This is a genomic window from Aquilutibacter rugosus (assembly GCF_036541335.1).
GTDB classification, from domain to species: domain Bacteria; phylum Pseudomonadota; class Gammaproteobacteria; order Xanthomonadales; family Xanthomonadaceae; genus Aquilutibacter; species Aquilutibacter rugosus.
This window is the reverse complement of record NZ_JAZHBO010000001.1, coordinates 759,438-780,963: the sequence shown is the minus strand read 5'-3', so window position 1 is coordinate 780,963 and position 21,526 is coordinate 759,438. Positions and strand designations below refer to the sequence as shown.

Sequence of the window (21,526 nt, the reverse complement as noted above, 5' to 3'; positions counted from 1 at the left end):
AGCACAGCACCTCAAGTGAAACGGCCGCCCTGTTGGGCGGCCGTTTCGTTTGCGAGGCAGTAATGCCGGGGCGCAATCAGTTGGCGAAATACATCTGATATTCCAACGGGTGCGTTGCAGCGCGGAACTGCGTCACTTCCTTCATCTTGACGCCGATGTACGCATCAATGAAGTCGTCGGTGAACACGCCGCCGGCCTTCAGGAAGTCGCGATCCTTGTCCAGCGCTTCGAGCGCCTGATCCAGCGAATGGCAGACGGTCGGGATGCCCTTTTCCTCTTCGGGCGGCAGATCGTACAGATCCTTGTCGCTCGGTGCACCCGGGTCGATCTGGTTCTTGATGCCGTCGAGGCCGGCCATCATCAGAGCAGCAAAGGTCAGGTAACCCGAGTTCATCGGATCCGGGAAGCGGAATTCGATGCGGCGGCCCTTGGGGTTGGCCACGTACGGGATACGGCACGAAGCCGAACGGTTGGATGCCGAGTACGCCAGCATGACCGGGGCTTCGAAGCCCGGCACCAGGCGCTTGTACGAGTTGGTGGTGGCGTTGGCGAAGGCATTGATGGCGCGCGCATGCTTGAACACACCGCCGATGTACCACAGCGCCAGTTGCGACAGACCGCCGTAACCGTCACCGTTGAACAGGTTGGTGCCGTCCTTACCCAGCGACTGATGCACGTGCATACCCGAACCGTTGTCACCGACGATCGGCTTGGGCATAAAGGTGGCGACCTTGCCGTGATGATGCGCGACGTTCTTGACGATGTACTTAAGCATTTGCAGCTCGTCGGCCTTGCGCGTCAGCGTGTTGAACTTAGTGCCGATTTCGCACTGACCGGCGTTCGCCACTTCGTGGTGATGCACTTCGACCGTTTGACCGGCCAGTTCCAGCAGCTTGCACATTTCGGCGCGAATGTCGTGCAGCGTATCGACCGGCGGCACGGGGAAATAACCGCCTTTGACCGTAGGACGGTAGGCATTGCTGCCGTGCACGTCCCAGCTCGCTTCCTCGGAATCGATTTCAAAGAAAGTGTGGCCCATGTCGTTGCCGAAGCGCACGTTGTCGAACACGAAGAACTCCGGTTCCGGACCGAAGAAGGCGGTGTCCGCCACACCCGATGCCTGCAGATACGCCTCGGCGCGCTTGGCGATACCGCGCGGGTCGCGCTCATAGCCTTGCATCGTGGTCGGATCGAGCACGTCGCAGGTCATGATCAGCGTCGGATATTCCATGAAGGGGTCGAGCACTGCCGTGTCGGGATCGGGCAGCAGGACCATGTCGCTCTGCTGGATGCCGCGCCAGCCGACGATGGAGCTGCCATCGAACATCTTGCCGTCTTCGAACAACGAAGGTTCAACCACGCTGACCGGGAAGGTCACGTGATGCCACACGCCTCGCATATCGGTAAAACGCAGGTCCAGGAATTCGATCTCGTGTTCTTCGATCAGTTTTTCGATGTGCTTAATAGCGGACGACATGGCGGCGGGTCTCGGCAATAAAAATAGGAGGAGGCGGTGGCAGAAGCGGCCCGCCGCGATGCGCGACGGATGCGGTTTTTATTGTGCCTGATTTTTTGCGGCTGCAGCATTTGCAATCGAATGTTTTTCACATCCGATCCGCTATGCTATACGGTTTTAAGCAACCTCCGGAACCGATCATGCTCGAATCGCTCAAGGCCCTGTTACTGGGCATCATCGAAGGCATCACCGAGTTCCTGCCGATCTCGAGCACGGGTCACCTGATCATCGCGGAGCGCTGGCTGGGCCATCGTAGCGATCTGTTCAATATCGCCATTCAGGCCGGTGCCATCCTGGCCGTGGTGGTGATTTACCGCCGACGCCTGTGGGATTTGGCCACCCGGTTCTTCACGGATGCCGCCTCCCGCACGTACACGCTCAAGCTTGGCGTGGCCTTCGTCGTCACTGCGGTATTGGGGATTGCGGTCAAGAAAATGGGCTTTGAACTGCCCGAAGAGGTCCGGCCCATCGCCTGGGCCCTGCTGATCGGCGCAATCTGGATGGTAGTGGCCGAGGCCATCGCTTCGCGTCGTGCTGCCAAGCTGGGCGAGCAGACCGAGATTTCGTGGCTAACGGCCGTGCTGGTGGGTGTCGCGCAAGTGGTGGCGGGTGTGTTCCCGGGCACCTCGCGCAGTGCCTCGACCATTTTTGTGGCCCTGCTGGCCGGCACCACCTCGCGTCCGGCCGCTACCGAGTTTGCCTTTCTGGTGGGCATTCCGACCATGTTCGCCGCCACCGGTTATGAATTGCTCGATGTGGTCGCCTCGGGCCAGGCCGCACACGAGAACTGGAGCTCGCTGGCCATTGCCTTCGTCGCCTCGATGATCACCGCATTCGTCGCCGTGAAGTGGCTGCTGCGCTACATCGAGACCCATAACTTCAATGGGTTTGCGGCGTATCGTGTGGTGCTGGCGGTGGCGCTGCTGGCGCTGATCCCGGCGGTGTAAACACCGGCTGGCCGTCACGGTCGGTCACTTGCGCGCCCAGTACGGTGGCCAGGTGCACCGCGGCCACGGTCAGCGCTTGCTTGGATTTGGGGTTAAAGCGTTTGCGCTTGAGTTTGAAGCGCGCCTCGCCCGTGCCCTGATCGAAATCAAACGCATCGACCCAAATCCGCGGCTTGCCACGCAGGCGGCGCCACAGGCTATTGGGCTGCAGCAGATCGAGATCGCCGCGGATCTGGCGGACGATGATCGCTTCGCCCTGATAGCCGTTGGCGACCGACGACTCGGCATGCAGCCGTAGGTTACGCGCCTGACCGGCAGCCGCCACCCACTCGCCCAGCGTCAGGGGCGCGCCGGACCGCACGATTCGGAACAAGGTCACGGATTACAGCGCCTTGTGCAGTTTCGGATGCAGAGAATAGGTCGCGTAGATGGCATCTTCGGCCACGATATGGCCGCGCATGGCCCGTAGTGCCTGATCGGCGGTGTACCGCTCGGGCAGGTTCAAACTCGGCACATCGAGCGCAAAGAGCCGGAAAAAGTAACGGTGTTCGCGCTGATCATTCGGCGGCGGGAAGGCGCCGTCGTAGCCGTGCCAGTCGCCGGCCATGTCCGGATCGGTCGCAAACCAACCCGTGTAATCGTTCAGACCTTGCTTGCCATTGCCCGGACCGACGGCTGAGGGCGCTTTGCCCTTGGCCGTGACGCCGTTACAGTGCGCCGCCTCGACGATCTCACGGGTGGCGGCATCGATATCCACCACGATCCAATGGGTGAACTCGGTACGTGCCTGTCGCAGCGGGATTTCGATGTCGGGCACACCGGCCATTTCCGGGCGGGTCGGCACATCGGTATCAACCACCCACAGCACGAACGATTGAGTGCCTGCAGGCACATCGGTCCAGCTCAGATGCGGGTTGCGGTTGTCGGCAAAGCCATATCCGTCGGCATCGGGTTTGCCGGCCGCGTAACGGACCGGCAGCACGCCGCGATGTTCAAAGCTGTCACTGTGCAATTTCATGGCGCTTAGGCCTCCGCGTAGCCCAGTCGGACGGCAACGTCCTTGAGACGGTCAAAGCCGGCCTGCAGGGCCGGTGCGTAGTGACGCCAGTGCCCCTTGGGCAGCGACTTGTGCTGCAGGGCGCCGTCGTCCAGTGCCTGCACCGGTGCACCCAGGGCCGTGGTGACCGCGGTTTGCAGCGACAGTTCATCGGCGATGGCATCATCGAGACGGATCAGCGTCAGCGGGTACAGCTTTTGCTGTTCGATGTCGGCGACTTGATTGCAGACGGCAGCCAACCAGTCGGCGGCCTTTTCAACGCTCTCAAACCGGAACGGAGTCTGACCCGGGAAGGCCAACCAATGCAGCAGCATATCGCGCGGGTCGCGGATTGCGACCAGCAGTTCGGCATGATTCGGATGGGCGCGCAGCACCTGCAGGAAGTTGTAATCCCACAGCAGCAGGGCGTCGACCACCGGTACGTTGGCGGGCGCGCCGCGGGCGGCCAGGCCTTCGACCCAGCTGCCGGCCATTTGGGCCACAGTCTCTTCGGAGGCGGCTTGCTCGCCGGCGTTCTTGTCGAGCGCAGCCAAGGTGGCAAAACTTTGCAGGTAGTCGTTCGGCGGCTGGTTGGTAAAGCGATCGGTCAGCAGCGGCACCTGCGAGGCGGCCAGCGAGTAACCCACGAACTCCGACAGGCTGCCCGGCGGGCCCCACAGCAGGCGATGACGCGCTCCCAGCGGCGACGGTTGGGCATTCGGCAGATCGGTGAGTGCTGTCAGCGGGGCCCACTCGTCGGCCTGACGCGGTGTACCCGGCTCGGTCAGTTGCAGGCGTTGGTCATTGCCTTCGGCCTGGACTTGCAGCCAGATGTCGGCGGCCTCCTGGTAGCGACCGGCGCGATCCAGAGTGCTGCTGTAGACACCGCGCATCTGGTCGTCGAGCTGCGGGTTCTGACCCTTGAACAGTTCGCGCAGTTCGGCGGCACGGGTGACGGCGGCTTGCGGATCGGCTTCGAGCAGGCTGCCCAGCAGGCGCAGTTGCGCATCGGCATGCAGGGGCTGCAGTTCAATGATTTGCTGAGCCAGCGCATCGCCTTGTGCGCGTTCGCCATGGACATCGTGCACCACGGCGCGAGCTTGCAGCGGCTCCAGCGCGGTCGGCATGACTTGGCGCCAGCGCTCGATCACCTGAACCGCGGCGTCGCCGGCGAACTCTTCGGTAGCCAGGCGAGCTTGCCACAGCAGCGGGTTCTGCGCGTTGGGGCCGCTCAGCAGCTCGTCGAGCAGAGCGCGACCTTGGTCGATCTTGCCGGTGGCTTGCCAGGCTTGCACCACGCTGGCCAGCGCCTGCTGGTTGCCTGGTTCCAGGCGCACGGCGCGCTCGAGCAGTTCGATACCGCGGTCGGCTTGGCCGGCCTCGAGGGCGATCACGCCGACGTTGCCCAGAATGCGGGCGGGCGCATCGGCGGTGAGCAGCGGCTCGGCCAGCTTCAGGGCATCGGCAGCGCGGCCTTGCAGGCGCACGGCGTCAATCAGCAGGGCGCGCACATCGTAGGCTTGCGGTTCGCGCTCAAGCAGGTTGGTAAAGGTCTGTTCGGCGAACGCGTAATGCTGCTTGCCCATATAGGCCATGCCCAGCGAACGCAGGACGCGCGGATCGCCCGGCATCTGGCGCGCAGCGGCCGACAGGAATTGCAGGGCGCGGTCCATGTCGCCACGGGCCAGTGCCACTTGGCCTTCGATCACGTGCAGCTGCGGATGATCGGGCGAGACGCGATTGGCCACGCGGGCAATGCGTTCGGCTTCTTCGACTTGGCCATGCGCCATCGCCAGTTGCGCCTGCAGCACATACGCCGGGAAGAAGTTCGGATCGAGTTGCGTTACCTTGGCCAGCGCCGGTGCCGCTTGGGCAACGTCATTGGCTTCGAGATACAGGCCGGCTTGGGCAAAATGCAGTGCGGCATCGTCGGGCAGTTGTTCCAGGCCCTGTTCGATGGTGGCGCGGGCACCGTCACTATTGCCGGTCATGTTCTGGGCGGCGGCCAAGGTGCGATACACCTCGCCATCCTTGGGGCGCTGGGCCAGTAATTCGCGGGCCTTTTGTTCGGCCGCTGCCGCATTGCCATTCAGGAGGTCTTGGTGGATCGCGTCTAGCATGTCGTACTCGGAATTTATTGGCACGGCCCAATCGGCCGGGGAACCTTAAATTCTAGCTGACATCGCCGCGGCGATGCGCTCGCGGGCCAGATTGGCAATCTCACGACGGGGCTGCCCCGCCTGGATAGAAATGGGTTCCAGGAAATGGACCTCGGCCACGCCGCCCGGCTCGCCGAGCAAGCGCAGGAAATTGGCCACAAAACTTTCCTTGGGGGCAAAGGCCACCGTGGCCTGGGCCGAGCCGTTCAGGCCGTATCGCAGGGCGACAGGCTGAACCGGCCGCCCCGACTCGACTGCCGCCAGAAAGATGCGGGCGTGGAACGGTCCCAGTTGGCGTCCGTCGCGGGTCCCGCCTTCGGGGAATACACCCACATCGCGGCCACTGGCCAGCCGTTTATGCATTTCGACCGCGACGCCACCCAGCGATTCGGTACTGCCGCGCTGGTGAAAGATGGTCTGCGCCCTTTTGGCCATGTACCCGACCAGCGGCCAGCCGGCAATTTCGCGTTTGGCGACCATGCCCATCATGCGTTGCGAGTGCAGCGTCACAATGTCAATCCAGCTGACGTGGTTGGCCACAAACAAGGTGCCACCGCTGAGGGGTTCACCGTAACGCTGCGTCTCCAGCCCAAAGACTTTGAGAAGGCCCGCCGACCACCAGCGCGCTACTTTTAACTCCAGGCGCTCACCGCCGAACGTGAGTGCGCCGAGTCCGGGGCCCATGAGCACTAGCGTGATCGGCAGCATCACGACCAGATGCACCAGCAACATCGGCACGCGGATCAGGTAGCGTAAGGCGCGAAGAAGGCTTGTCATTGCGCCCATTATGAAGCACGCAGAGGTTCAGTGAACGCACGAACGGGTAGCAGTCAGGGAGGCGACAGCTACGCCCGATCACATGATCGGGGCGAGTCCGGAACCGAAGGCCGCAAAGAATCGCACCAGCAGCGTCTTAATGCCGACGCGTGCTTCCGGGAAGTCACCCACCGAGCGGTAACAGTCGCGGAACTTGGGATCGCGGATGCGCAGCGGGGTCGGACACTGCTCCGACGGCTCGAACTCAAAACTGGTGGCGTAGCTCACCGGCCAGAAATCGAACAGCGGCAACTCATTGGAAAGCTTACCCAGTGTGTAGTTCACGCCACCGAGCACCGCCACTTTACGCGGGGCGATGACCCACGAGTTGGCAGGGGCCATGTCGCGCTCAATGCTGGTGGCCAAGGCTTCGGCGAAGGCATTGTCGCGAATGATCAGCACCGCCTCGGTGTTATACGTCTGGCCGCGCGGATCAAAGTTGTGCGTGCCGATGACCGCAGTCTTGCGATCCACCACCATGGACTTGGCATGCATGCCGTAACGCGCGCCGGGATGCAACAGTCGCACCGGCCGGTTCGAACCCGGGATCCAGAATCGGCGGGCGGCCGAGTCCTTCATGATAGGGCTCAGGCCGCGATTGCGCGGCGTGGTAGCGACCAGCAGGCCAACGTCCTGCGCCTGTTCCTCGGTGGATTCGGGGGCGCGCGCCACACCCGGCACCTGTTCCGGGAACGGTTTGTACTCATAGATCTCAAAGCCAAGGCGGCGCATGTAGCGGCGCTTGTACTTGTACGACAGGCCATAGGCGATAAAGGCATCAGTCGCCGCGAGCGAATTCGTGCTGACACGGATCGCCGGCGGCTGTTCGCGTCCCTGCAGTGCCAGGAACTCGGCCTGGGCGGCCTTCGACATCACTAAATAAGGGGTTTGCAGCAGGACATCGGTCTGCGCTGAACGCAGCACGTCGCGCAGGGCATAGCTGGCACTGGTCACCGAAGGATCATCGGCGGGCTTGGTGCTTTCGACATCGGCCTTGTACGGCGAGTCGGCGACGTACTGCACACCAGCCACCGCCAGTGCGCGACCGGCCAGCGTATCCTGCACGTATTGCGTATTCTCGGCGGCTCGCACCACCTGCTGAACCCGTTCGCTGCTCTCATACGGGTGCGGCTCCAGTGGCGGAACGCCCTGTTTCAGGATGTGGCGGCCGACATCCTTGAGCATCTGGGGCTGCACACTTAGCGGGTTGAACCAGTAGCGTTCAAAATCCGCACGCATGGAGCGGGTGACGGGCCCGGTAATCAGCACATCGCGATCGCGGAAGTTGTAGCTGCTGTCCCAGTCGTAGTAGTCGTCCTGATAGTTGCGGCCGCCCGTGATACCGACGGCGCCATCCACCAGCAGCAACTTGTTGTGCATGCGATGGTTGAGCTTGCGCCAGCAGCACGCCGCCGCCGCCGCGTACAGGGGGTAACTCATGCGTGCGCGGTTGAGCACCGGGTTGAAGATGCGCACTTGCAGGTTGCTGTGCAGTCCGGCTACAGCCGCCAGCGTATCCACCTTTTTCAGTGCAGACAGCTGGTCCATCAGGATCCGCACTTTGACGCCGCGCTGGGCTGCCTTGATCAGCTCGTCCAGAATCAGGCGGCCGGCATCGTCTTCGTCATAGATATAGGTCTGCAGATCAATCGAAGTGGTGGCACTGCGGATCAGGTTGAGTCGCGAGACCAGTGCGTCGTTGCCGCTGTCGAGAATCAGTGCGTAGTGGCGGGCGCTGTCACTGGCGGGGTTGTTCTTGCTGTCCGCTCCCGACTGGGCGAAGGCCTCACCGGCGAGTTCGTGCAGCGGCGACGGGATGGCACATCGCCTCGGGTCGTTCGCATCGCAGGTCAGCGCGGTGTCGCGGGCCTGGGTGGTCAGGACCTCGACTTGCTGCTTTTCGCGGATGCTGAGCCCGGCACAGCCGGTTAACAGAACGGCTGCCGCCAGCAACGTCGCACTTCGTTTTATGAGGTTAGTTGCCGGCACGGTTCTTTTTGCTCGTGGCATTGGATGCGGTGGCGGACGCCGTGCCGCTAGGCACAAACCGTACTTTGAACTGCAATTCTACGTCAGGGCGCATGATCGCCCCGAGGCCCTTCATGCCGTAGCGTTCACGATTGATGCGACCTTGGGCCTCGATCGCGCAGCGTTCGCCGGGCTGTGAGCAAGTCGAGGGCGAGACCGTGAACTGTTCGCGTAGCGTGACCCCGCGCAACGTCACCGTGCCGCCGAAAACGCCACCGGCGCGCAGCATCTGCTGGGTGTGCCAGTCGGAGCGGAACTCGATCTGCGGGTAGCGTTGGGTCGCAAACAGCAGATCACTCCTGGCGACGCGGGTTTGCATGGCACTGCCTTCGACACTTACGGAATCGGCCTGCAGCACGATCACCACTTGGCGTTGGCCATCGGCACGGGTGTCCAGGTGACCGGTGGCGACGCGGAACTCGCCCTGGATCGGCGGGCCCAGGCGTTTGAGCGCTAGAAAATTGAAACTGGAACGGGTCAGGTCGAGTACGGCGGTCTCATCGGCCTTGGCGCTCGGGATCAGGACGCTGTTAGCGATGGTCGCCCCGCACAAGATCCAGATTGAAGCCGTAGGCCGCAAGTTCATATCGCTGTAAGACTCATCCTATTCAAGTTGCCTTGTTACGGCCACCAGAAGTTGTGCAAGGTCGCGATGCCGGGCTCGAGCTCGGCGTCGGCCGGCAGGTGGAGCACGGCAATGCCTGACGGCGGCATGCCGCGGTAGTCACCGGATTGGCCGCTGCTGATCAGCGCCACAGTCTGCTCCAGGCCGGGGTTGTGGCCGACCAGCATCACGCGGCCAATATCGCGGTGTTTATCGAGCAGGGACATCAGAGTGCCCGGGGACGCTTCGTAAATTTCGTTTTCGATGCGCTGTTCGCAGTAGCCGGTCTTGTCCAGCACTTGCGCCAGGGTCTCGCGGGTGCGGCGCGACGGCGAACACAGCACCAGGTCGGGCATCAGTTGGTGTTCGACCAGCCACTTGCCGGCGGCCTGGGCCTCGGCAATGCCATCTTGCGAGAGTGCGCGGTCAATATCGGCCTGACCGTTGTCGGCTGGTAGGGCGTGGGCGTGACGCAACAGGATCAACTCGCGCATGGGCATCTCAATTTTGAAGGGGTCGAAGGGGGTGCGGCGTTCTCAGTTAGCGGATTTTCGTTCGAGCTACCGCGCTCATCGCCAGCGTAACCCGTTCCGCCAGCCAGTGTCCATGACGGGCCGATGCGTGGGGCTGTGCGGTGCTGCGGGCCGGGTCTGCCTTTACAAAAAATTAAGGGTATCCGGATTTTAGTGTGGGAAGACCGCACTAGCCCTTCTTGTCTGACAGCTCTCGTTCGGTAGGTTTCTGGTATCGCAAGGCTTACGCGCTTTTAGCCTTCAGTGTGGGCTTTGTCTGGCGCATGTCGGTGCAAGGAAACAATCAGTGGCAGGTCACCTTGCCCCCGGCTCGAACTGGGGTTTGAGGCGCAGTGGAACGGAAAACCGGGTTAAGCCACGCGCCTAGCTCCCGTGCAGAGAATCGATCAGCGGGCACGACACAGTGCCTCGCTGCGCATGGCACTCGTTGACCAACCGTGACAGCACCGCTTCGATTCGCGTCAGGTCCGCCATCTTGGTGCGCACGTCGGTGAGCTTGAGCGCAGCCAGCTCGGCGGCTTCGCTGCAGTGAGTGCCGTCCCCTAGCTGTAGGAGTTGGCCGACTTCGTCCAGCTTGAACCCCAGCCGCTGGGCGGATTTCACGAAACGCACCCGCGCCACGTCCGCCGATCCGTAGCGGCGAATACTGCCGACGGGCCGACCTGGTTCTGGCAATAACCCCTTGCGCTGATAGAACCGGATGGTCTCCACGTTGACCCCAGCGGCCTTGGCGAAAGCCCCGATGGTCAGTGTTTGCGGATCGTTCACCATCGCGCTTGACTCCGTACTTGACTACGGAAGTAACCTTAGCGCATCACGCAACGTCTCGGAAGGAGATCCCTCACATGGCAGACCCCAGCAACGGCCGCGGTGCACTGGCCGCCGGTGGCCTCGCCGCCATCCTCGCCTCGACCTGCTGCCTCGGTCCGCTGGTGCTGATCACGCTGGGTTTCTCCGGCGCCTGGATCGGCAACTTGACCGCGCTGGAACCGTACCGGCCGATCTTCATTGGCGTGGCGCTCGTGGCGCTGTTCTTCGCGTGGCGTCGCATCTTCCGGCCGGCTCGCGCCTGCGCGCCGGACGACGCATGCGCCGTGCCCCAGGTGCGGACGGCCTACAAGGTGATCTTCTGGATCGTCACCGCCCTGGTGCTGATCGCGCTCGTGTTCCCCTACCTCATGCCCCTGTTCTACTGAAAGGAGATTGCCATGAAGAAACTCGTCGCATTGCTCGCTCTGACCCTTGCCCTCAGCGCTCCCGCCTGGGCCGCCACCAAAACCGTCACGCTGTCGGTGCCGAGCATGACCTGCGCCACCTGTCCGATCACGGTCAAGAAGGCGCTGACCAAGGTCGAAGGCGTCATCGAGGCCAAGGTGACCTGGGAGCCCAAGGAGGCGGTGGTAACCTACGACGATGCCAAGACCACTCCGGCCGCGTTGACCAAAGCCACCGAGAACGCCGGCTACCCGTCTACCGTCAAGAAGTGAGCACACGCTCATGACCGAGGCGATCACGCTGCACATCGATGGCATGACCTGCGGGTCGTGCGCCGAGCACGTCAAGCAGACCTTGGAAAAGGTGCCCGGCGTGCGTTCGGCCTCAGTGTCCTACCCACAGCGCCGGGCCGAGATTGAGGCCAGCGTAGGTACCGCCGCGGACGTGACCTCGCTGGTCGCGGCGGTATCCGCACTCGGTTACCGAGCGCAGCTTGCCGATGCGCCGGGGCAACCCAGCGACCTGCTGAACAATGCACAAGAGCGGCTGGGCGGCGAACCAAAGCGCGAGGACGATGAGGCTGCACTGCACGTGGCCGTGATCGGCAGCGGCGGCGCGGCGATGGCGGCGGCGTTGAAGGCCGTCGAGCAAGGGGCGCGTGTGACGCTGATCGAGCGCAGCACTCTCGGCGGCACCTGCGTCAACGTCGGATGTGTGCCGTCCAAGACCATGATCCGCGCTGCCCACATTGCGCATCTGCGTCGCGAGAGTCCGTTCGATGACGGCATTGCCGCCGCCTCGCCGAAGATTCTGCGTAAGCGCTTGCTGGCTCAGCAGCAGGGGCGCGTCGATGAACTGCGCCACGCCAAGTACGAAGGCATCCTGACGAGCACCCCGACCATCACCGTGCTGCGCGGCGATGCCGGATTCAAGGATGCGCACACGCTGACCGTGGCAACCGCTGACGACGGGATGCGCGAGGTGAGTTTCGACCGCTGCCTCATCGCCACCGGGGCCAGTCCGGCGATTCCACCGATCCCGGGCTTGAAAGACACGCCCTTCTGGACGTCGACCGAAGCGCTGGCCAGCGACACGATCCCCGATCGGCTGGCCGTGATCGGCTCGTCGGTGGTGGCCGTCGAACTCGCGCAGGCCTTTGCCCGGCTGGGCAGCAAGGTGACCATGCTGGCGCGCAGCACACTGTTCTTTCGCGAAGACCCCGCCATTGGCGAGGCCATCACGGCCGTGTTCCGCGCCGAAGGCATCGAAGTGCTGGACCACACCCAGGCCAGCCAGGTCGCCTATGAGGATGGGGAATTCGTGCTCACCACCGAACGCGGCGAACTGCATGCCGACCGGCTGTTGTTCGCCACCGGCCGCACCCCAAACACCCGCACGCTCAACCTCGACGCGGCCGGTGTGGTGGTCAATGCGCAAGGCGCCATCACCATCGACCACGCGATGCGCACTACCGTGCCGCACATCTATGCCGCCGGCGACTGCACTGACCAGCCGCAGTTCGTCTACGTCGCGGCGGCGGCCGGCACCCGCGCTGCAATCAACATGACGGGTGGCAACGCGACGCTGGATCTGACGGCGATGCCGGCGGTGGTGTTCACCGACCCGCAGGTCGCCACCGTGGGCTACAGCGAAGCCGAAGCGCACCACGACGGTATCGAGACCGACAGCCGCACGCTGACGCTCGACAACGTGCCCCGGGCGCTGGTCAACTTCGACACGCGCGGTTTCATCAAGCTGGTTTCGGAGGCCGGTTCGGGACGACTGATCGGCGTGCAAGCGGTAGCCCCGGAAGCAGGCGAGCTGATCCAAACCGCAGTACTGGCGATTCGCAACCGCATGACGGTGCGAGAGTTGGCCGACCAGTTATTCCCCTACCTGACGATGGTCGAGGGGCTGAAACTCGCGGCACAAACCTTCACCAAGGACGTAAAGCAACTGTCCTGTTGCGCGGGGTAGTGGCTGGGCCTCTTACCTATGCTTCATCGGCTGAATCACAAATTCAGGCTGAAGCGCCGCCTCTTGCACAATGGGCTGAGGACTATTCGAAATACCCCTCTTCGAGTAGCCGCGCCAGCTTCGGGAGATAGGGGCCGTACTCGACCACGCGCGTGATCTTCTTCTTGCGCGTTGCCGCCGTGGTCATCCGCTGGAACACGAAGTCCGTGGTCATTGGGTCGTCGTCATCGACCAACACGGTTTCGATAACCGAGCCATCCTTGCGCGCCTTCTTGTCGTAGAGCATGCGCGCCCGAAGCACCTCGAAGCTGTAACCCCTGCCCATGCGGTTCATGTCTTTGGCCACTCGGTTGACTGACTCAGTATAGGCATTGGTAATCGGCTGCTCGAAGTAGGCGAAGATTTCGTCGTGCCAGTTGTGCACGGCGGTGGTCAGGTCCTTGAACGTGGCCGCCAATTCGGTCGGAATATTGGCCTGCCACTTCGCGCAGGCGGCTTCTGCTGCTGGGCGGGTCTTCTGATCCCAGATCGACAGAAATCCTTCCTTGAGAGCGTGGGCTTCGCTTAGGAGCGGGAACTGTTGGAACCATTCCCGCATCCGGTCCATATCTCTCCCTGACGACGTAACTGTCCTCGCTGGTCAGGATTTCAAGCGTCTTCAGGCTTCGCAGCTGGAGAAAGTCCGTCACTCAGCACCTTGGGCGAACCCACACTGAAATCCGACTTTTACTCTAGCACATCCGGTCAGCCGTCCAACACCAAAATCCATTATTTGAAAGTGATAGCTACAAAGACCCAAGGAGCCAGAACCCACACCAGATTCCGGATACCCAAAATTAATTCCCTCCGTCCCCTTTATATAATGGGGGGGATATTTAAGAGATGGTTGAACACGTATGACGAGCACCGCTGAACTGTCCTCGCCCGAGTCCGCCAACACCGCATTGACCAATTCGGTGGTGGACAAGGACTACACGCTCGAGGACAAGTACGCCCGCAAACACGGTCGCATCTACCTGAGCGGGGTCCAGGCGCTGGTCCGCTTGCCGATCATCCAAAAGCTGCGCGACGAGGCCGCTGGCCTGAACACGCAGGGTTTCATCAGCGGGTACCGTGGGTCGCCGCTGGGTGGCTTCGATCTGGAGCTGTGGCGCGCCCGCAAGTACCTCGAGGCGGCCAAGGTCAAGTTCACTCCCGGCCTCAACGAAGATCTGGGCGCCACCATGGTGTGGGGCACGCAGCAGGTCGGCCTGTTCCCGGGCAGCAAGGTCGATGGCGTGTTCGGCATGTGGTACGGCAAGGGTCCGGGCGTCGATCGTACGGGTGACGTGTTCAAGCACGCCAACGCCGCCGGCACCTCGCCGCTGGGCGGTGTGCTGGCTCTGGCCGCCGACGACCATGCCTGCCGCTCCTCGACGCTGCCGCACGGCTCCGAGGACGAATTCGTCTCGGCCATGATGCCGATCCTCAACCCAGCCGGCGTCCGCGACATCCTGGAGATGGGCCTGATCGGTTGGGAGATGTCGCGCTTTACCGGTCGCTGGATCGGCTTTAAGACGATTGCCGAGACGGTCGAGTCGTCCATGTCGCTCGATGTGGACCCGCTGGCGCTCAAGATCGTCACGCCGGATGACTTTGCCTTGCCGGCCGGCGGGCTCAATATCCGCTGGCCGGATCCGCCGATGGATCAGGAAATGCGCCTGCACAAGTATGCGGTGGCGGCGGCGCAAGCCTTCGCGCGGGCTAATCGGATTGACAAGATCGTGATTGACTCGCCGCGTCCCCGTTTGGGCATTGCTACCACCGGTAAGTCGTATCTCGATGTGCTGCAGGCACTCGAGTACCTGGGTCTCGACGAGAAGGCCTGTGCGGATCTCGGAATCCGTGTGTACAAGATCGGCATGACCTGGCCGCTGGAACCCGAGGGTGTGCGTCGTTTCGCCGATGGTCTCGAAGACATTCTGGTGGTCGAGGAAAAGCGCGCCTTCATTGAGCGCCAAATGAAGGAATACCTGTACAACTGGCCGGGTCAGCGTCCGTCGATCGTCGGCAAGTACGACGAACAGGGCGAATGGATCCTGCCTTCGACCGGTGAACTTACGCCTGCGACCATTGCGGGGGTGATCGGACGTCGCATCCAGAAGTTCCACGACAGCGAGCAGATCCGCAACGTGCTGGGCTGGATGGCCGAAAAGGAATCCGAACTCGCACTGCCCCGGGCGCAGTTCCCGCGCGTGCCGCATTACTGCTCGGGCTGCCCGCACAACACCTCGACCGTGGTCCCGCAAGGTTCGCGCGCCATGGGCGGTATCGGTTGCCACTACATGGTGACCTGGATGAACCGCGACACCGACACCTACACGCACATGGGTGGCGAAGGCGTGACCTGGTCCGGCCAGGCTCCGTTCACGGAAACCGAGCACGTGTTCCAGAACCTCGGCGACGGTACGTACTTCCACAGCGGGTCGCTGGCGATCCGTCAGTCCTTGGCCACCGGCGTCAACATCACCTACAAGATTCTGTACAACGATGCGGTCGCCATGACGGGCGGCCAGCCGGTTGACGGCACCCTCAGCGTGCCGGCCATCGCGCACCAGATGCGTGCCGAAGGCGTGGACACCATCGTGCTGGTCTCGGACGATATCCGCAAATGGAGCAAGCACGAACTGTTCCCGAGCGGCGTCGAGTTCCATGACCGCGCCGATCTCGACGAGGTCCAAAAGCGCCTTCGTGAGGTGAAGGGCGTTTCGATCCTGATTTACGACCAGACCTGCGCCACCGAAAAGCGTCGTCGCCGCAAGCGCGGCAAGATGGAAGATCCCAACAAGCGCGTCATCATCAACTCGCTGGTGTGCGAAGGCTGCGGTGACTGCGGCAAGAAATCGTTCTGCGTCTCGGTCCTGCCCAAGGAAACCGAATTCGGCCGCAAGCGCACCATTGACCAGTCGAACTGCAACAAGGACTTCTCCTGCGTGAAGGGCTTCTGTCCATCGTTCGTGACGGTCAACGGCGGCAAGCTGCGCAAGGATTCGGGTGCGTCGTCGGGTGTCGGCAATCTGCTCGACAACCTGCCCGCACCGACGATCCGCTCCGACCTGTCCAAGCCGTGGAACATTCTGCTGACGGGCGTCGGCGGCACCGGCGTGGTGACCATCGGTGCCCTGCTCGGCATGGCCGGCCATCTCGAAGGCCTGGGCGCGACCGTGCTCGATCAGACCGGTCTGGCGCAGAAGGGTGGCGCGGTGACTTCACACATTCGTCTGGCACGCACGCCGGCCGATCTGCACGCCGTGCGCATTGCCGCCGGCGAGGCCGATCTGGTGCTCGGTTGCGACATGGTCGTCGCCAACGACTACTGGGTGCTGTCCAAGATCCGCGATGGCCGTTCGTCCGTCGTGCTCAACACCTACGAAGCGATGCCCGGCACCTTCACCACCCGTCCTGACATGGAATTCCCGGCCGAAGACATCGTGGTCGGCATCTCCAAGGCACTGGGCGGCAACAAGCCGTACATGATCGATGCCACCAAGCTCGCGACCAAGCTGATGGGCGATGCGATCGCTTCGAACAGTTTCATCATGGGCTACGCCTGGCAACAAGGACTGATCCCGCTATCATTCGAATCGCTGATGCACGCCATAGAGCTCAACGGCGCCGCCATCGAAATGAACAAAAAGGCCTTTGCCTGGGGTCGTCTGGCGGTGGTCAACCCGACCGCAGTGGCGGCTGCAGCCGGTGTCGATCGTGCAACGGCCGAGCTCGGCAACACCAATGTCGAACTGCCGATGCTGGCTCCGGGCGAGTGGGAAGAGCACGAGTTTGCGTCGCCGTCGGCACCCGTGCCGACCGAACGTGCCGTGCAGCATCTGCCGGCTTCGGGCGAAGGCACCGGTACCGTGGCCGATCTGCCGCTCGACGATTCGCGCCTGTCGCGTTCGCTCGATGAGCTGATCGAGCGCCGTGTCGAATTCCTGACCCGATATCAGAATGCCGATTACGCGCGCGACTACTCCTCGTTTGTGTCGCACGTGCGCGATGCCGAGCAGGCTCGTCTGCGCGGCATGCATGGTCTGACCGAGGCCGTGGCCCGCAATCTGTTCAAGCTGATGTCCTACAAGGACGAATACGAAGTCGCGCGTCTGTACAGCGATGGCACCTTCCGTCGTCAGCTCGAGCAGCAGTTCGAAGGCGACTACACGCTGACCTTCCACCTGGCCCCGCCGCTGTTCACCAAACGCGATGCCAACGGGCATCTGATCAAGAAGGAATACGGTCCCTCGATGCTCAAGTGGTTCGGCCTGCTGGCCAAGCTCAAGGGTCTGCGCGGCACTGCCTTCGACGTGTTCGGCTATACCGAGGAACGCCGCATGGAACGTGCGCTGATCAAGGACTACGTGCAGACGATCGAAGGCATCCTGGGCGAGATCAACGGCAACAACGTCGATCTGGCCGTCAAGATTGCCGAGATCCCGCAACGCATGCGCGGCTTCGGTCACATCAAGGAAGCGAATGTGCACACCGCCAAGATTGAGCTGGGCGAACTGCTGCGCGAGTTCCGCAACCCGCTGCGCCTAGTCCGCGTCGCTTAATTAAGCCGGGTTCAACGAGACCCCGCACATGCCGTGCGGGGTTTTTCGTTTTACGATGGGCCTGCATCGGAGCGTGAACCTATGAGCAGTTTGAAAATGAGCAGCGAGTACGAACGGATCGTGATCGGCGGCGGTGCTGCCGGGGCGCTAGTCGCACTGCATTATCTGTCGTCGTGTTCGGCCGCGGGTCACGAGCCGCGCATCGCCGTGGTCGAGCCGCGGGCTTCGCTGGCGCAGGGCGCGGCGTATTCCACCGATCGCGAAGAACACCGTCTCAATGTTCCGGCCGGGCGCATGAGCGCCTTCGCCGATCGTCCGCATGATTTTGTCGATTACCTGATCGCCAATCCCGATTCGGCGCTGGCCGACCTACATGGCCACGACCTGGATCATGCCTACGCGCCGCGTCGCGCTTACGGTGCGTACCTTCTGGCACGTCTGCGTGAGCAGCCGTTGTTTTCATCGCTGCAGCACGTGCGCGATGAGGCCGTTGCGTTGGCCCGTTCCGACGACGGGTTCGTTGTGACCTTGTTGGACGGTACGAGCTTGCGGGCTGCACAGGTCGTGCTCGCCATCGGCAATGCGCCGCGTGCCTTGCCGATCGATGCGGGTGAATTGCCGGTTGTCGAGAGTTGGGACTATCCGCAACTCGATCGCATGTCGCCCGATGCACGCATCACCGTGATCGGCTCGGGACTCAGCATGGTGGATAGCCTGATGACGCGCCTGCGCGCCGGCCATCGCGGCCCGATCACGGTGCTGTCGCGGCACGGCCTGTTGCCATTGCCGCATGCCGCCGAGCATCTGCCTGCGCCCTTGCCGTCTGCCGCCGAGAACTTGCCGAGCACCGTACTGGGCCTGTGGCGCACCCTGCGCCGTCGTGCACTGCAGGGCATCGCACAGGGCGAACCGTGGCAGTGGACGGTCGAGCGCCTGCGCCCCTACGGCCAGCAGCTGTGGCAATCGCTGTCGGCACCCGAGCAGGCCCGCTTTCTACGGCATGCGGTCCGCTACTGGGATATTCATCGCCATCGCATCGCGCCGGAGATTGCCGCCGAACTGCAGGCCATGATGCAAGCAGGCCAGCTGCACGTTCTGGCCGGGCGCCTCCTGCCGAGCACCGGCACTGATGCTGCGACACTGCGCTTTCGTGCACGCGATGGCGCTGAGCAAAACTTACCGACCGATGTCGTCATCAATGCCACCGGTGTCGAGACGCGCTTCGAACGGCCTTCGAGTCCGTTATTGGCCTCGTTGCTCGCCAACGGGCTGGCAGTGCCCGGTCCGCATGGCCTAGGGATTCTGACGGATGGGCTCGGTCGCGCACTCGATGCGCAGGGTGCACCGCTTGCCGGCTTGCAGGTGCTCGGGTCGTCACGGATCGGCACCTTGTGGGAGACCATCGCCATGCCCGAACTGCGAGTGCAGGCCCGCGACTGCGGTCAGATTGAAGCCGCTGCACGCACCGGGTGCGGGTAATCGGTACTACACTCGGAATCGCATCAGCACATTTGTGCACCACCACGGAGAGGTCCCATGTTCAAACGCATTCTGGTTCTCGTTGCTGTTTTAGTCGCTGTCGTGTTGGCGTATACTGCCTTCCAACCGAACACCTATTCGGTCACGCGCACCTCGCAGCCGATCAAGGCCACGCCGGCCGAGGTCTTTGCGCAGATTCAGGATTTCCACAACTGGGGTCAGTGGTCGCCATGGCATCAGCTGGATCCGAACATGAAGCAGACCTATGACGGCCCACTCAATGGCACGGGTGCGGTCTACTCGTGGGAGTCCCCGCAGGAAGGCGTTGGCTCCGGCCGGATGGAGATTCTCGCTGTCACTGCGCCGTCGGACGTCAAAATTAAACTCGACTTTCTGCAGCCGATGACCTCGTCCGCCATCACCGATTTCAAGATTGCGCAGACCGAATCCGGTGGTGCTCAAGTCACCTGGACCCTATCCGGCGATGCCGACTTCATGACCAAGATGATGAGCGGTCTGGGACTGCTCGACGACATGATCGGCAAGGACTTTGAAAAAGGCCTGGCCCAACTCAAGACCGTCGCCGAGGGCAAGTAAGCGCGGCTTAGCGCGGTGCCAGCAGGGCGCTCAGACGATCGGGTGTGCCCGGAATGCGCTCCAGTACCGGATAGCGCAAGCCACCACGGTAGTCGATGGTGACGTCGCGCACGACCTCGCCATTGCGTACGACCAGACGGATCGGTTGTTTGGCACGCACTGCGGTTTCCAGACGATCCTTGGTATAGGCCATTCCGTTCACCGCTAACAGCGTCTGGCCAATGCCTAAGCCGGCGTTGAATGCGGGGCCATCCCACAGGACGCTGTTGATACGACCGTCAGCCGATGCGATGTTCATCCCGAGCGAGAGCGCAAAATTGGCGGTCTTGCTCTCGCCCAGCGCGGCCTTCTGGTAATCATTCGGTTTATCGCGATACGCCAGGCGCCAGCCGTTGGCGATGATGCCGTCGGCCGGTGAGCGGGTGCCGTCAATGCGTTCGCGCAGGAACGTAGCCCAGTCGAACGGTGCCACGCTGTTCAAAGTCGCGACGACATCCTCAAACGTGTAAGGGCGCACATCCCACGAGCCGCTATCAACGCCAAAAAACGCGCGCGCAAACTCATCAATGCCCTTTCTCTCGCCGGTCAGCTCGGCGATCTTGGCATGCACCGCCAGCCACACCATCTGGCCGCCGCGGTAGTAATCCTCGGACAGCTGATAGCCCGTATTGGCCTGCGGGGAGCGCTTATTGATAATCGGGTCGAAGGTGGTGTCGGCAATCGAACGCCAACCAAAGCCCGGACGCTCATCGGCATAGGTGGACACGACAATGGCAGCCGCGTCTTTGGCCTGATCCTGCGAGACCAGACCGGAACGTGCCGCGAGCACGTTGCCCCAGAATTGCGTCTGGCCCTCGTAGACCCACAGCAACGTGTTGCCCATCGGCGTGTTGTAGTCGGGCGTGGTGAGATCGGCGCCGCGGCGGAACTTGCCATCCCAACTGTGCGCGAATTCGTGCGCCAGCAGATCGCGGCCGACAAAGCTTCCTTTCCAGTTGGTGAAGTGATCCGGATCGTGGCCGTTTTCGCTCGAGCGATGATGCTCCAGCCCGTTGCCACCCATCTGATCAGACAGCGACAGCAGGAATTCGTAGTGATCGTAGTGATGCGAGCCGAAGGCTTTGTAGGCCTGCGTCACCAATGCGCGATGTGCACGCAGGGCTTCGTCGGGCATTTCCAGCTGCTCGGGCGCATCGGCCACCACATTCAGACGCACCGGCGTCTTGCTGCCCGGATCCAGATCCCACGATTTGAAATAACGTCCTGCATAGACCGGTGAGTCGATCAGCGTATCCAATGGGACCGTCTCATAGCGCACGGTGTTGTCGGCGTCTTTACTGCTCGATGAGAGTGCCGTGGCCGCCGTAAAACCCTGCGGATATTTCACCGAGGCCTGCACCGGAATCTGCCGGACGTAATAGCCCGCGGGATACAGCGCAACGGCGTTCCACTGCAAATTGAGCATGTCCTGCGTCGCCGTGATACGACCTTGCTCGCGCGCACTCGGGCTCAAGTACTCGAATTCGGCGGTGATGTTGGTGACACCCTGCGGCACCTCCAGATGGAAGGCATACACATCGTACGGATCCCGCTTCCATTGGAGCGTCTGATTGCCGGCGCGGAAGCGAATGCCCGCCACCTTGTTGATGGGACCGTTGGGCGCATGATTGCCCGGCAACCACTTGGGATACAGCAAAGTCAGTGGACCGGCGCGTACCGGAATTTCCTGGCGCACTTTAAAAATCCTGCGCGTGGTGTCGGTGGTATCGACCTGCAGACGCATGGTGCCGTAGGGATACGGCTGATTGACCGGGGCCGGAACCTTGGACTGCCACTGCGTCAGATCGGCGTCCTTGATGGCCATGCCCTGCGCATTACCGAACACTGCCATTCCAACCGCCAGCGCCAGCGCTGTTACCGAAGTCCGCAAGATCATGAATTACCGCACCTTTGTTATGGACACAAACTTCCATACTGGCGGCTATGGACCTGACACCCCTGTGCCAGAAGTCACGACCCTTCCGATTACT

Annotated in this window: 17 protein-coding genes and 1 pseudogene; 7 read left to right on the top strand and 11 right to left on the bottom strand. The window is 62.5% G+C overall.

Going from position 1 to position 21,526, the window contains the following annotated elements; genetic code table 11:
- Positions 1-76 precede the first annotated feature (76 nt).
- The gene (gene glnA / locus V3390_RS03760) at positions 77-1,477 is read right to left on the bottom strand and encodes a type I glutamate--ammonia ligase (protein WP_331689033.1); all 1,401 of its coding nucleotides are present in this window, start codon (positions 1,475-1,477) and stop codon (positions 77-79) included.
- A gap of 179 nt (positions 1,478-1,656) precedes the next feature.
- On the opposite strand from glnA, the gene V3390_RS03755 reads away from it, so the two are divergent.
- Entirely contained in the window at positions 1,657-2,463 is an 807-nt protein-coding gene (locus tag V3390_RS03755) for an undecaprenyl-diphosphate phosphatase (RefSeq protein ID WP_331703409.1), read from the top strand.
- On the opposite strand, the gene V3390_RS03750 is transcribed toward V3390_RS03755, so the two are convergent.
- The 8 genes from V3390_RS03750 to merR all read right to left on the bottom strand — a co-directional run bounded on the left by V3390_RS03750 (position 2,396) and on the right by merR (position 10,410).
- Positions 2,396-2,842 carry a hypothetical protein gene (locus V3390_RS03750; protein WP_331703408.1) on the bottom strand — a complete coding sequence of 149 codons (447 nt, stop codon included), beginning with the start codon at positions 2,840-2,842 and terminating at the stop codon, positions 2,396-2,398. The genes V3390_RS03755 and V3390_RS03750 overlap by 68 nt on opposite strands.
- A 3-nt stretch (positions 2,843-2,845) precedes the next feature.
- A complete protein-coding gene (locus tag V3390_RS03745; RefSeq protein WP_331703407.1) occupies positions 2,846-3,481 on the bottom strand; it encodes a YbhB/YbcL family Raf kinase inhibitor-like protein in 636 nt (211 codons plus the stop codon).
- A 5-nt stretch (positions 3,482-3,486) separates the two neighbouring features.
- Entirely contained in the window at positions 3,487-5,619 is a 2,133-nt protein-coding gene (locus V3390_RS03740; protein ID WP_331703406.1) for a tetratricopeptide repeat protein, read from the bottom strand.
- Between the two features lie 45 nt (positions 5,620-5,664).
- Positions 5,665-6,435, bottom strand: coding sequence for a lysophospholipid acyltransferase family protein (locus V3390_RS03735; protein ID WP_331689028.1), 771 nt, complete (start codon positions 6,433-6,435; stop codon positions 5,665-5,667).
- Between the two features lie 78 nt (positions 6,436-6,513).
- Positions 6,514-8,463: a phospholipase D family protein gene (locus V3390_RS03730; RefSeq protein ID WP_331703405.1), complete on the bottom strand. Its 1,950-nt coding sequence runs from the start codon at positions 8,461-8,463 to the stop codon at positions 6,514-6,516.
- Complete coding sequence (locus tag V3390_RS03725) at positions 8,450-9,088, bottom strand: YceI family protein (RefSeq protein ID WP_331703404.1); 639 nt, start codon at positions 9,086-9,088, stop codon at positions 8,450-8,452. Before V3390_RS03725 ends, V3390_RS03730 begins: the two co-directional genes overlap by 14 nt.
- Before the next feature lie 35 nt (positions 9,089-9,123).
- Complete coding sequence (locus V3390_RS03720; RefSeq protein ID WP_331689025.1) at positions 9,124-9,600, bottom strand: SixA phosphatase family protein; 477 nt, start codon at positions 9,598-9,600, stop codon at positions 9,124-9,126.
- 402 nt (positions 9,601-10,002) lie between these two features.
- Complete coding sequence (gene merR / locus V3390_RS03715; RefSeq protein WP_331703403.1) at positions 10,003-10,410, bottom strand: mercury resistance transcriptional regulator MerR; 408 nt, start codon at positions 10,408-10,410, stop codon at positions 10,003-10,005.
- A gap of 74 nt (positions 10,411-10,484) precedes the next feature.
- Between merR and merT the strand changes: the two genes are divergently transcribed.
- Genes merT through merA form a run of 3 tightly spaced genes read left to right on the top strand, consistent with a single transcriptional unit; the run spans position 10,485 to position 12,831 of the window.
- Positions 10,485-10,835 carry a mercuric ion transporter MerT gene (merT, locus tag V3390_RS03710; protein ID WP_019183730.1) on the top strand — a complete coding sequence of 117 codons (351 nt, stop codon included), beginning with the start codon at positions 10,485-10,487 and terminating at the stop codon, positions 10,833-10,835.
- 12 nt (positions 10,836-10,847) lie between these two features.
- A complete protein-coding gene (gene merP / locus V3390_RS03705; protein WP_331703402.1) occupies positions 10,848-11,126 on the top strand; it encodes a mercury resistance system periplasmic binding protein MerP in 279 nt (92 codons plus the stop codon).
- A 10-nt stretch (positions 11,127-11,136) separates the two neighbouring features.
- Positions 11,137-12,831: a mercury(II) reductase gene (gene merA, locus V3390_RS03700; protein WP_331703401.1), complete on the top strand. Its 1,695-nt coding sequence runs from the start codon at positions 11,137-11,139 to the stop codon at positions 12,829-12,831.
- Positions 12,832-12,913: 82 nt separating this feature from the next.
- On the opposite strand, the pseudogene V3390_RS03695 reads toward merA, so the two are convergent.
- Positions 12,914-13,450: pseudogene (locus V3390_RS03695) on the bottom strand (ISL3 family transposase); the annotation flags it as partial.
- Positions 13,451-13,727: 277 nt separating this feature from the next.
- On the opposite strand from V3390_RS03695, the gene V3390_RS03690 reads away from it, so the two are divergent.
- The 3 genes from V3390_RS03690 to V3390_RS03680 all read left to right on the top strand — a co-directional run bounded on the left by V3390_RS03690 (position 13,728) and on the right by V3390_RS03680 (position 19,496).
- On the top strand, positions 13,728-17,420 hold the full coding sequence (locus tag V3390_RS03690) for an indolepyruvate ferredoxin oxidoreductase family protein (protein ID WP_331703400.1): 3,693 nt from the start codon (positions 13,728-13,730) through the stop codon (positions 17,418-17,420).
- Positions 17,421-17,501: 81 nt separating this feature from the next.
- Positions 17,502-18,899, top strand: a complete 1,398-nt coding sequence (locus tag V3390_RS03685; RefSeq protein WP_331703398.1) for an FAD/NAD(P)-binding protein — start codon at positions 17,502-17,504, stop codon at positions 18,897-18,899.
- Positions 18,900-18,956: 57 nt separating this feature from the next.
- Complete coding sequence (locus V3390_RS03680) at positions 18,957-19,496, top strand: SRPBCC family protein (RefSeq protein WP_331703397.1); 540 nt, start codon at positions 18,957-18,959, stop codon at positions 19,494-19,496.
- Between the two features lie 7 nt (positions 19,497-19,503).
- On the opposite strand, the gene V3390_RS03675 is transcribed toward V3390_RS03680, so the two are convergent.
- Positions 19,504-21,432, bottom strand: coding sequence for a M61 family metallopeptidase (locus tag V3390_RS03675; protein WP_331703396.1), 1,929 nt, complete (start codon positions 21,430-21,432; stop codon positions 19,504-19,506).
- Positions 21,433-21,526 lie beyond the last annotated feature (94 nt).